This window comes from Actinoplanes sp. NPDC048988, assembly GCF_043197815.1.
GTDB lineage: Bacteria > Actinomycetota > Actinomycetes > Mycobacteriales > Micromonosporaceae > Actinoplanes.
Window position 1 is genome coordinate 289,062 of record NZ_JBICTW010000012.1, and the last position, 10,906, is coordinate 299,967.

Here is a 10,906-nt window from a genome sequence, read left to right on the forward strand (position 1 = left end):
ATGCTATACGCGGTGCGAGGGGTGTCACGATTCGAGGTGGGCGGGCGGTCCTGACCGGTATCGTCGCGCTCGGTATCACCGGTCCTGAGGAGCGTTCCGTGTCCGCTACTTCCCATGACAGCGCACGGCTCGCGATTGTGATCGGTGCGCTCGGAGTGGTGTTCGGCGACATCGGCACGAGCCCGATCTACACGCTGCAGACCGTTTTCAATCCTGAGGATCCGCACCCGGTTCCGGTCAGTGCGGACAACGTGTACGGCGTGGTGTCGCTGATCTTCTGGTCCGTGATGATCATCGTGACCGTCACGTACGTGCTGTTGGCGCTGCGCGTCGACAACGACGGCGAGGGCGGCATTCTGGCCCTCATCGCGCTGCTCCGCCGCAGTGCCGCTCAGCAGGGGCGCAAGGCGGCCGTGATCCTGGCCGGGCTGGGCATCTTCGGCGCGTCGCTGTTCTTCGGCGACAGCATGATCACGCCGGCCATCTCGGTGTTGTCGGCGGTCGAGGGTGTCAAGACGGTCGAGCCGTCGCTGGGGGAGGCGGTCGTGCCGATCACCGCCGTCATCATCGTCGTGCTGTTTCTGGTGCAGCGGCGGGGTACGGCCGCGGTCGGCCGGGTCTTCGGGCCCATCATGATCGTCTGGTTCACCGTGATCGGCGGGTTCGGCGTGGCCGGGGTCGTCGAGAACCCCGCGATCCTCAAGGCGCTGTCACCCACGTACGCCATGGGCTTCCTGGCCGGGCACTTCCACATCGCCTTCTTCGCGCTGGCCGCGATCGTGCTCGCGGTGACCGGCGCCGAGGCCCTGTACGCGGACATGGGCCACTTCGGGCGGAAGGCCATCACCCGGGGCTGGCTGTTCCTGGTGCTGCCCGCCCTCACGCTCAGCTACCTGGGGCAGGGCGCCCTGGTGCTCGAGGACCCGGCCAACATCAGCAGCCCGTTCTTCCTGCTGGTGCCCGAGTGGGGCCGGCTGCCGCTGGTGCTGCTGGCCACGGCGGCGACGGTCATCGCCTCGCAGGCGGTGATCACCGGGGCGTATTCGGTGGCCTCGCAGGCGGCGCAGCTCGGCTACCTGCCGCGGCTGCGGATCGCGCACACGTCGGAGTCGTCGGTCGGGCAGATCTACGTGCCGTGGATCAACTGGCTGCTGATGGTCACGGTGCTCACCCTGGTCTTCGCGTTCCGCAGCTCGGCGGCGCTGGCTTACGCGTACGGCATGGCCGCCACCGGCACCATCACCATCACCACGCTGCTGTTCTTCTATGTGGCCGGTACCCGGCGGGCGGCGCCGCTGTGGCTGATCGGGGCCGGCGCCGCCGTCCTGCTGGCCGTGGACCTGCTGTTCGTCGGGGCCAACCTCACCAAGCTGGCGCACGGCGCGTGGCTGCCGCTGCTGATCGCGCTGACCGCGTTCACGCTGATGACCACCTGGCAGGCGGGCCGGCGCATCGTCACGGCCGAGCGCAACCGGCGGGAGGGCTCGCTCAAGGAGTTCATCGCCGACCTGCACGAGAACCGGTCGAAGACCCAGACGGTGCCCGGTACGGCGGTCTTCCTGAACCGGGGCAAGCTGACCGCGCCGCTGGCCATGCGGGCGAACGTCGAGCACAACCACGTCCGCCACGAGCACGTCATCATCATGTCGCTGGAGACGCAGACGATCCCGCGGGTGGCCCCGGAGAACCGGATCACCATCGACGACCTGGGGTACACCGACGACGGCATCGTGCATGTGATCGCCCGCTTCGGCTACATGGAGACGCCGGACGTGCCGGCCGCGCTGCGCCTGCTGGAGCCGGGCACGACCGAGGGTGACCTCCAGCTCGACCAGGCCTCGTACTTCCTGTCGAAGATCGAGCTGCGGATCGGCCGTACGCCGACGATGGCGACCTGGCGTAAACGCCTGTTCGTGGCCACGTCGTACATCACCGCCGACGCCGCCGAGTATTTCAGCCTGCCCCGCGACCGCACGGTCATCATGGGCTCCCACATCGAGGTGTGATGATCGAAGCAGTGATCGTGGACGTGGACGACACCCTGTGCCTGACCGAGGCCGCCTCGTTCGAGCTGGAGAACGAGGTTCTGGCGCGTCTCGGGCGCCCGCCCATGGCGCGGGCGGTGCACCTGGCGACGTGGGGTGAGACGCTGTTGGACGCCATGCCGCACCGGTCGCCGGGGGTGGATCTGGAGCGGTTCGCGGAGCTGTTCCCGGTGCTGCACCAGCGGTATCTGGCCGAGGGGCGGCTGGACGTCATCCCGCCGGAGAATCTGGCCGCGCTGGACCGGCTGGTCGAGCGGGGGCGCACGGTCATGATGCTGACCTCGCGGACCGAGGCCGAGGTACGCCATCTGCTCGAGCCGGACCACGTGCTGGCCGGCCGGGTCACCGCCGCCTACCACCAGGGCAACACGCGGTTTCGCAAGCCGGATCCGCGGGTGTTCGACGAACTGCTCGCCGAGACGGGGCTCGAGCCCGGGCAGTGCGTGTACGTGGGTGACTCGCCGGGCGACGCGGTGGCCGCCGGGGGAGCGGGCATCCGGTTCGTCGCCTGCCTGCAGAGTGGCGTGCGCCGCCTCGACGAGTTCGACCCGCGTTACGTGACCGCGTCGGTGGACACGTTCGCGGAGATCCCCGAGGTCATCGAGGCGACGGCGGCCGTCATCCGGAGCTGAGCGTCGTCAGCGGGCCGAGCAGCCCGGCGATCTCCAGGGTGCGCCGGGTGATGCCGACCGGGTTGTGCACGGCGAAGGCGGCGCCGTGGCGGTGGGCGGTGTCGCGGGCGCGGACGAGGGCGTGGATGCCGGAGGAGTCGCAGAAGTCGACGCCGGTGACGTCGACGATCAGCCGGTGCGGGCGCGTGTCGACCAGGGTCCGGGCGACCTGGTCGTCCAATGTGCCGGCGGTGCCCATGTCGAGGGCGCCGTCGAGCTCGAGCCGGGTCTGACCGCCGGTGTCGCGGTGGGCGGTGATTATCATGCCGTCTCCGTACGGCTGGTGCCGCCCGCTGTGACTCCCTCGCCAGGACACGGCAGTAGTTCCGCCCGGACTCTCTTGCCACCCTCGTACGACTCCACGAACCAGCGCGCGGTGAGCGCGTTGATGATGGCGAGGCCGAGCCCGCCGGTGCCGTCGGGCTCGCGCCGCCGCGGCACGACCGACGAGCCGTCGGCCACCGAGACGATCGCCTGCCGTCCGTACGCCTCCACGTCGACCACGACCTCGCCGCCGCCGTGCCGGACGGCGTTGCTCACCAGTTCGCTGAGCACCGTCATGGCCGCGTCGAGCCAGTCGCTGTCGCGGAGCCCCCAGGAGCCGAGCACCGCGGCCACCGCGGCGCGCGCGAACGACGGGGCCGTGTTGTCCAGGGGCAGGTCGAAGTGGGCCGTCAATGTACTCATCGGGGCAAAGTCACCGCCTCGCTCTCTCATCCCCGCCGACTTCGCTGACGGCCCAGGCTAGTTCCCCACCGGTACGTGGGTTATGCATGCCCCCGGGTTTTACGGCGGTGCAGGGTGAAGGTCACGACCACGACGATCGCGGCGCCGACGATCAGGCCGAGGATCGCGCTGGCCACGGTGTTGGCGAGCCAGCCGACGACGCCGCCGAGGGCGCCGGTGGCGTCGTGCGCGGCCTCCTCGAGGTGGTGCACCCACTCGTAGAGGAAGTGCAGGCCGAGTTCGTCGGTGCCGACCAGGAGGATGTGGCCGCCGACCCAGAGCATGGCGGCCGTGCCGATCACGGTGAGTGCGGTGAGGACCTTGGGCATCGCGTTCACCAGGCCCCGGCCGAAGCCGGCGATGGCGCCGGGCAGCTGCGACAGGCGCAGGCCGGCGTCGTCCATCTTCACGATGAGGCCGACGGCGCCGTACACCAGCACGGTCATGATCAGCGCGACCACGGCCAGGATGGCCAGGCGACTCCAGAACGGCTCGTCGATGACCTCGTTGAGGGTGATGACCATGATCTCGGCGGACAGGATCAGATCGGTGCGCACGGCGCCGGAGATCAGCGACTTCTCGTCCGTGGCCGTCTCGTCGCCGCCGTGCGCGTCGTGGTGGGCGATCTTCGCCCAGACCTTTTCCGCGCCCTCGAAGCACAGGTAGGCGCCGCCGAGCATGAGGATCGGGGTGAGCAGCCACGGCACGAACTGGCTGAGCAGCAGGATCGCGGGCAGGATGATCAGGAACTTGTTGCGCAGCGACCCCAGCGCGATGCGCTTGATGATGGGCAGCTCACGGTCGGCGGCCAGGCCCCGCACGTATTGCGGGGTGACGGCGGCGTCGTCGATGACGACCCCCGCGGCCTTGGCGCCGGCTTTCGCCGCGGCGGCGCCGACGTCGTCGAGGGAGGCGGCGGCGGCGCGGGCCAGCACCGCCACGTCGTCCAGCAGGGCTACGAGTCCTCCGGCCAAGGAACAGTCCTCTCTGGGTCGAACCTGAGTGAGTGCGCGCTCATTGTTCCCCAGAACGCCGCGAGTCATGTCACTGGCCTCAAGGTGATGGCTGCGGGGAGGTGTACGGCTTAGGGTGGGGCCTATCCGTATTGCGTCGGGTTCTGCGGCCTTTTCGCCAGGCGCTCCTCTCGGCACCGTCATGCGCGACGGTCTGCACGAAGCGATCTCTCTGATCGGAAGAGCCATCGAGAGGGGTGTGTTGTGTCCTTCCTTTACCCCGAGAACGGTCGATGTAGCCCTGACGAGCTGGACCAGCTTGTCATGGAGAGGCGCGGCGGCAACGGCGTCGACACCGTGGTCGTGCTGTCCGGCGAGATCGACATGGACAACTCGAACCAGGTGCGGCAGTTCCTCGACGACGTGCTTCAGCGTGAGCAGCCCCGCAGCCTGGTCGTCGAGATGGGCGAGGTGACGTTCCTCGGCTCGGCCGGCATCCACGCGCTCGTGCTCTGCCACTTCAACGCCGATCGGCTCGGCAGCCGCCTCGAGATCCACCACGTCCGTCCCCCGGTCCGCCAGGTGCTCGACATCTGCGGCGTGACCGACATGTTCCACATCGCGGCCTGACGTTTCCCGGCCCGGCGGCCTCGCCGGGTGTGCGCGAGGGCACGGCGGGTACAGAAGCCGGTCATGCACGCGATGCGGCTCCCGTTCGATCATCGGACCGACAGCGCATCGCTGCGGCACGCCGCGCACGGCTGGCTGGCCGCGAGGCAGGCCGGCGAGCTGGTCGAGGACACGCTGCTGGTGATCACCGAGCTGGTGCACAACGTCGTCCAGCACACCGGCGACGGCGGCGAGGTGACGTTGAGCCGCAACGGCGACGTGCTGGTGGAGGTCTTCGACAGCAGCCGCGAGCTGCCGCGGCTGCTCGGCCCGGACCCGCGGCGTCTCGGCGGGCGGGGCATGCTGCTGGTCGACGCGGTCAGCGACGACTGGGGCAGCCGGCTCACCGCGAACGGCAAGGTGGTCTGGGCCCGGCTCCCGGTCAGACCCGAACGGTCGTGACGTCGTCCAGGCCGACCACCGTCAACACCGGGGCCAGCAGCGCCGAGGCGACCAGCCGGACCCGGTCGAGGTGCGGGAAGACGACGGCCAGGCCGGCGCTGTCGATGTAGCCGACCTGGGTGAGGTCGACGACGACCGGCGCCGCGCCCGCCTCGGCCAGGGCGCCGTCCAGGGCCGTGGAGAACTCGGCGGCGTTACTCATGTCGATCTCGCCGGCCGCGGACAGGACGAGGCTGCCGTCCGGGTCCTGGGCGGTGGCGAAGCTCAATACGGTGCTCATCCCGGGATCCTCGTTTGCAGTCCGACGACGGTGCCGGTCGCGCCGGTCGTCACTGTCACTTCGGTCATCAGCGCCCGCATCAGGGCCAGGCCGCGGCCCCGGTGCGGATTCTCGGCCGGCCGCGGTGTCTTCCAGCGGCCGCTGTCGGTGACGGTCAGCCGCAGGTAGTCGGCGGTCGCCGTGGCGATCAGGCGGATCCGGCCGCCCGGGCCGTGCCGGTGGCCGTGCTCGATCGCGTTGGCGCACGCCTCGCCCGCCGCCACCAGCACGTTCTGGGTGGTGGTGGGGTCGATGCCGGCCCGGGCCAGCCAGCCCCGCAGGGCCGAGCGCACCGGGGCGAGCCGGGTCGACTCGGCCTCGAAGTCCAGCTCCAGCGGGCCGGGCTGCCGGTAGAGCAGCAGGGCCACGTCGTCGTCGTATCCGCCTTCGGGGGCCATGCTCTCCATCACCTCGGTGGCCAGGTCCTCGATCGAGGCGGCGCGTCCCCGCTGGACGGTGCCGGCGACCCGCTCGATGCCGGCGGTCAGCGGCCGGCGGCGGCGCTCGACCAGGCCGTCGGTGTAGAGCAGCAGGGTGGCCCGGCTGGGCACGGTGTAATGGGCCTCGGGGCGGCCGGCCGGGGTGCGCACGCCCAGCGGGCGGGACCGGCCCTGGTCGAGCAGGTCGATCACGCCGTCCGGGTGGGTGACGACAGCGGGTGGGTGTCCCGCGCTGGCGTACGCCAGGTCGCCGGTGACCGGGTCGAGGACCCCGCAGAAGACGGTGGCGCACATGGCGCCGGGCAGTTGCACGGCGAACCGGTCGAGCGCGGTCAGCGTCTGGGCCGGATCGATGTTCTGCAGCAGCAGGGCCCGGCAGGCGCTGCGCAGCTGGCCCATCACCGTGGCCGCCTGCAAGCCGTGCCCGACGCAGTCGCCGACCACGATGCCGATCCGCTCGTCGGGCAGGGTGACCGTGTCGTACCAGTCGCCGCCGACCTTCAGCGGCCGCGTCGCGGGGGAGTACCGCACGGCGAAACCGGCCGGCAGCTGGGCCGGGCCGAGAATGGCCCGCTGCAGGGCGAGCGCGGTCTCGCGCTGCTGGTCGATCTGGTGGAGGCGGTGCAGGCCCTGGCCGAGGTGGCCGGCGAGCAGCGCCAGCAGGGTCTGATCCTGCTCGGTGAACGGCCGGTTCTCGGCCAGATCCACCCACAGCGCCATCGTGCCGTTCGGGTGTTCCAGGGCGATGCCGGCGCCGCCGGCGCGCTCGGCGATCGGTGTGAGCGGTGCTTTGTCCCGTACCGAAGCAAGAATCTGCCGTTGCTGGTCGGTGAGCTCGTCCCAGCGGGGCTCGCCGTCGGTGGCGGTCACCGCCGGAACGCCGTCGCCGGTGAACACGGCCGCGTACACGCCGGTCGCCTGCCACAGGTCGCGCAGCTCCTCGAGCACGCCGCGCAGCGCCCCGGGCAGGCTCTCGGCCTGGGTGAGGCGCACGCTCAGCGCGGCCAGGGCGCTCTCCCGCTGCACCGCGTAGTGCTCGGCGGTGACGTCGCGGAAGGTGCCGACGATGACGCGCCGGCCCGAATCGGGATCGCGGACCTGGTTGAACGAGGCCGCCACCCACAGCACGTGCCCGTCGCGGTGCGAGACCGGGATCGTGTACGAGCCGCGCGGCTCATCCACCAGCATGGCGAACGCCTCGGCCACCTGCTGGTAGCCGTCGGGGTCCGACTCCCGGTCGGGCCACCACGGGTGCACCGGCCGATAGGGCAGCCCCTCCGGCCCGTACCCCAGAATGTCGGTGAACGTGGGGTTGATCTCGATGATCGCGCCGTCCTCGTCACAGACGAAGAACGCCTCCTGCAACGAGTCGATCAGGGCCGTGCGCCAGCGGGCGTGGTGATTGCGCAGACGGGCCAGTTCGACATTCGCCCGTACGCGGGCGAGCAGCTCCGCCGAGGAGAACGGCTTGACCAGATAGTCGTCGGCGCCCGCCTCCAGCCCCTCGATGGAGGCCTCCTGACCGGCCCGGGCCGATAGCAGCAGCACGGGCGTGCCGGCCGTCCGCGGATCGGCCCGCAACGCCGCCACCAGCTGAAGGCCGTCCAGCCGGGGCATCATGACGTCGCTGACGATCAGGTCGGGGTTGCGCACCCGGGCCACCTCCAGCGCGGCCTGCCCGTCGCCGACGGCCTCCACCGAATGCCCGGCCGAGCGCAGCAGCCGGGTCAGATAGTCGCGCATGTCGGCGTTGTCGTCGGCGATCAGCAGTCTGGCCCCGGCCACCTGTTTCGCGGGCGTCTCCTCGGCCTCGGCGCCGGGCAGCCAGCGCAGGGCCTCCTGGACGTACGGGTCGGCGCTGGCCGAGACGGTGCTGCCGGTCTTGGCGGGCACGAGGGCGCCGGCCGGCAGGTGCCCGGCGCCGAACCGCAGCCGGATGGTGAACGTGGTGCCCTTACCCACGACGCTGTCGGCCGTGATCGTGCCGCCGTGCTGCTCGACCAGCTCCTTGACCAGGGCCAGGCCGATGCCGCTGCCCTCGTTGGAGCGCGACTGCGCGTTCTCGATCCGGTGGAAACGCTCGAACAGCCGGGGGATCTCCTGCTCCGCCACACCGGCGCCGGTGTCGGACACGGTGATGACCGGCGCGCCGCCCTCGGTGCGCACGGCGACGCGGATACCGCCGGTGAAGGTGAACTTCAAGGCGTTGCTGAGCAGGTTGAGGATCACCTTCTCGTACATGCCGCGGTCCAGGTAGACCGGCTGGGCCAGCGGCGGGGTGTCCACCGTGAAGGTCAGACCGGCCCGCTGGACCGCCGACTCGAAGACGCTGGCCAGCTCGGCGGTGGCCGCGGCCAGGTCGACCGGCTCGAAGCGGGCCTGCATCCGGCCGGCCTCGATACGCGAGAAGTCGAGCAGCGTGTTGACCAGCTTGCCCAGGCGCAGCGCGTTGCGCTGGACGACGTCGAGCTCGGCCCGCACCTGATCGTCCGGGCCGGACCGGTCGAGCAGGTCCTCCACCGGGCCCATGATGAGCGTCAACGGCGTACGGAACTCGTGGCTGATGTTGGAGAAGAACGCGGTCTTGGCCCGGTCCAGCTCGGCCAGCTCCTCGGCCCGGCGCTGCTGAGCCTCGTAGCTGCGGGCGCTGGCGATACCGGCGGCGACATGACCGGCGGCGAGCTCGAGGAAACCGCGGTAGTTCTCGTCGAGGGCGCGGAACTTGTTGAGGCCGGCGACCATGAACCCGTACGGGGAACCGCCCTGCTGCAGCAGCGGCACGAGCAGAGCCTGGCCGACCTGCTCGGATTCGCCACGGGTCACCGCCTCGAGCGGCCACCCGTCCGGGAACCCCTCGGGCACCGTGCCGGTGGTGGCCGCGAGCCGTGGGGGGCCGTCCTCGGTGAACAGATAGATCCGGCTGAACGGCAGATCCTGCCGGTTACGGTCGAGCTGGGCGGCGGCGAAAGTGAGCATCTGCTGCTCGGTGCGGATCGCGCTGGGATCCGAGCCGAGGTCGCGCAGCGTCGCCATCCGGCGCTCGCCGAGGACCCGCTCGGTCTCCTCGCTGACCACGCACAGCATGCCGACCAGGTTGCCGTCGTCGTCGCGCAACGGGCTGTAGGAGAAGGTGTGGTAACTCTCCTCCGGGTAGCCGGAGCGCTCCACGAACAGCAGCAGCGCCTCGTCCCAGGTGGCCTGGCCGGTGGAGAGCACGGTCTCGATGCGCGGGCCGATGTCGTCCCAGATCTCGGCCCACACCTCGCTCGCCGGGCGGCCCAGCGCCCACGGGTACTTGCGGCCGAGTGTGTCCCGCCGGTAGGCGGCGTTGCAGAAGAAGGTCAGCTCCGGACCCCACGCCATCCACATCGGAAACCGCGAGGACAGCAGGATGCTGACCGCGGTGCGCAGACTCTGCGGCCATTGCTCCGGTGAACCCAGTGGGGTCGACTCCCACTCGACGGCGGCTAGGTCGTGACCGACCTCACCTCCGCCGGCGAACACCTCAGCCGCCGACGCGTTGCTCATCGCCTCGAAGTCTCCCCGGTCCGTACTTGCAGCTCAGCAAACATACTCACGCCGGCTCATCCCCCATCCGGCCGACCCGTCCTACCCGTTCGTCGTCGGTTGTCACCTGAAAAGATGAGTTTGGCCGAATGGTGATCGAGGGAAATGCTGCGCTGCGCCGGTACACGGACAGCCGGCCACCAGGAGAGGAGCTCGGTTCATGGCAGTCATCACCGCTTCGGCCCGTACCGCCGACGCCGGCAAGGTCTCGGAGACCAACGCGGACGGCGCCAGCGAGCTGATCACGGCGATGGCCGCGATGCCCGTCGGTCACCCGTCCCGCGCGGCCCTGCGCGACCGGGCGATCGAGGCCTGGCTGCCGCTGGCCCGTCACCTCGCGCAGCGCTACAGCGGCCGCGGCGAGCCCACCGACGACCTGGTCCAGACGGCGACGGTCGGCCTGATCAAGGCGGTCGACCGCTTCGACGCCGACCGCGGCGTCGACTTCGCGGGCTATGCCATCCCGACCATCATCGGCGAGATCAAGCGCCACTTCCGCGACCGTACGTGGTCGGTGCGCGTCCCGCGCCGCCTGCAGGAACTGCGGCTGGCCATCACCGAGGCGAACAACACGCTGACCCACTCGCTGGGGCGCGCGCCGACGGTGGCCGACATCGCGGTCCACCTGAACGTGACCGAGGAAGACGTCCTGGAAGGCCTGGAAGGGGCGCGGGCGTACAACGCGACGTCGCTGTCCACGCCGATCTCGGCCGACGGATCCACCGAACTGGGTGACACCCTGGGAGGCGAGGACAGCGAATTCGAGCTGGCCGAGACCCGGGTGGCGCTGGGGCCGGCGCTGGCCACGCTCGACGAGCGGGAGCAGAAGATCCTCACGCTCCGGTTCTACGGGAACCTGACCCAGTCGCAGATCGCCGAGCAGGTCGGTATCTCGCAGATGCACGTGTCGCGGTTGCTGACCAAGGCGCTGACCAAGCTTCGTAAGCAGCTGTCGACCGACGTTCTCTGATCGGGTTTGCTTCTTTGAGGCCCGCGTCCCGCTTGGGGGCGCGGGCTTTCTTGCGCTGGGACGGTTGAGGGCCGGGTGTGGCCGACCCTGACTGGCTGGGGAGCGCTTTACGTCTGGGTCGGCCACACCCGGCCCTCAACCTTG

At 70.4% G+C, this 10,906-nt stretch carries 10 protein-coding genes; 5 read left to right on the forward strand and 5 right to left on the reverse strand.

Features of this window, described 5'->3' with window-relative positions:
- The first annotated feature begins 98 nt into the window (after positions 1-98).
- A complete protein-coding gene (locus ACGFJ7_RS31885; protein ID WP_392645444.1) occupies positions 99-2,006 on the forward strand; it encodes a potassium transporter Kup in 1,908 nt (635 codons plus the stop codon).
- Positions 2,006-2,677, forward strand: a complete 672-nt coding sequence (locus ACGFJ7_RS31890; RefSeq protein ID WP_360260032.1) for an HAD hydrolase-like protein — start codon at positions 2,006-2,008, stop codon at positions 2,675-2,677. The genes ACGFJ7_RS31885 and ACGFJ7_RS31890 overlap by 1 nt, the downstream gene beginning before the upstream one ends.
- On the opposite strand, the gene ACGFJ7_RS31895 is transcribed toward ACGFJ7_RS31890, so the two are convergent.
- From ACGFJ7_RS31895 to ACGFJ7_RS31905, 3 genes are all read right to left on the reverse strand, one after another.
- Positions 2,664-2,981 carry an STAS domain-containing protein gene (locus tag ACGFJ7_RS31895; RefSeq protein WP_392645446.1) on the reverse strand — a complete coding sequence of 106 codons (318 nt, stop codon included), beginning with the start codon at positions 2,979-2,981 and terminating at the stop codon, positions 2,664-2,666. The genes ACGFJ7_RS31890 and ACGFJ7_RS31895 overlap by 14 nt on opposite strands.
- Complete coding sequence (locus tag ACGFJ7_RS31900) at positions 2,978-3,403, reverse strand: ATP-binding protein (RefSeq protein ID WP_392645447.1); 426 nt, start codon at positions 3,401-3,403, stop codon at positions 2,978-2,980. The genes ACGFJ7_RS31895 and ACGFJ7_RS31900 overlap by 4 nt, the downstream gene beginning before the upstream one ends.
- 80 nt (positions 3,404-3,483) lie before the next feature.
- Positions 3,484-4,416: a DUF808 domain-containing protein gene (locus ACGFJ7_RS31905; RefSeq protein ID WP_360260040.1), complete on the reverse strand. Its 933-nt coding sequence runs from the start codon at positions 4,414-4,416 to the stop codon at positions 3,484-3,486.
- A gap of 303 nt (positions 4,417-4,719) precedes the next feature.
- Here ACGFJ7_RS31905 and ACGFJ7_RS31910 point away from each other — a divergent pair, with 303 nt between their 5' ends.
- Complete coding sequence (locus ACGFJ7_RS31910; protein WP_392645449.1) at positions 4,720-5,025, forward strand: STAS domain-containing protein; 306 nt, start codon at positions 4,720-4,722, stop codon at positions 5,023-5,025.
- A 63-nt stretch (positions 5,026-5,088) separates the two neighbouring features.
- On the forward strand, positions 5,089-5,466 hold the full coding sequence (locus ACGFJ7_RS31915; RefSeq protein WP_392645451.1) for an ATP-binding protein: 378 nt from the start codon (positions 5,089-5,091) through the stop codon (positions 5,464-5,466).
- Here ACGFJ7_RS31915 and ACGFJ7_RS31920 read toward each other — a convergent pair.
- Both ACGFJ7_RS31920 and ACGFJ7_RS31925 read right to left on the reverse strand, forming a co-directional pair.
- The gene (locus ACGFJ7_RS31920; protein ID WP_360260048.1) at positions 5,447-5,746 is read right to left on the reverse strand and encodes an STAS domain-containing protein; all 300 of its coding nucleotides are present in this window, start codon (positions 5,744-5,746) and stop codon (positions 5,447-5,449) included. The genes ACGFJ7_RS31915 and ACGFJ7_RS31920 overlap by 20 nt on opposite strands.
- The gene (locus ACGFJ7_RS31925) at positions 5,743-9,753 is read right to left on the reverse strand and encodes a SpoIIE family protein phosphatase (protein ID WP_392645453.1); all 4,011 of its coding nucleotides are present in this window, start codon (positions 9,751-9,753) and stop codon (positions 5,743-5,745) included. Before ACGFJ7_RS31925 ends, ACGFJ7_RS31920 begins: the two co-directional genes overlap by 4 nt.
- Positions 9,754-9,952: 199 nt before the next feature.
- On the opposite strand from ACGFJ7_RS31925, the gene ACGFJ7_RS31930 reads away from it, so the two are divergent.
- Positions 9,953-10,762 carry an RNA polymerase sigma factor SigF gene (locus ACGFJ7_RS31930; protein WP_392645455.1) on the forward strand — a complete coding sequence of 270 codons (810 nt, stop codon included), beginning with the start codon at positions 9,953-9,955 and terminating at the stop codon, positions 10,760-10,762.
- Positions 10,763-10,906 lie beyond the last annotated feature (144 nt).

Excerpts from the sequence above, each read along its gene's own strand:
- ACGFJ7_RS31890 (WP_360260032.1), top strand. The coding sequence starts at position 2,006 with ATGATCGAAGCAGTGATCGTGGACGTGGACGACACCCTGTGCCTGACC.
- ACGFJ7_RS31895 (WP_392645446.1), bottom strand. The coding sequence starts at position 2,981 with ATGATAATCACCGCCCACCGCGACACCGGCGGTCAGACCCGGCTCGAG.
- ACGFJ7_RS31900 (WP_392645447.1), bottom strand. The coding sequence starts at position 3,403 with ATGAGTACATTGACGGCCCACTTCGACCTGCCCCTGGACAACACGGCC.
- ACGFJ7_RS31910 (WP_392645449.1), top strand. The coding sequence starts at position 4,720 with ATGGAGAGGCGCGGCGGCAACGGCGTCGACACCGTGGTCGTGCTGTCC.
- ACGFJ7_RS31915 (WP_392645451.1), top strand. The coding sequence starts at position 5,089 with ATGCACGCGATGCGGCTCCCGTTCGATCATCGGACCGACAGCGCATCG.
- ACGFJ7_RS31920 (WP_360260048.1), bottom strand. The coding sequence starts at position 5,746 with ATGAGCACCGTATTGAGCTTCGCCACCGCCCAGGACCCGGACGGCAGC.
- ACGFJ7_RS31925 (WP_392645453.1), bottom strand. The coding sequence starts at position 9,753 with ATGAGCAACGCGTCGGCGGCTGAGGTGTTCGCCGGCGGAGGTGAGGTC.
- ACGFJ7_RS31930 (WP_392645455.1), top strand. The coding sequence starts at position 9,953 with ATGGCAGTCATCACCGCTTCGGCCCGTACCGCCGACGCCGGCAAGGTC.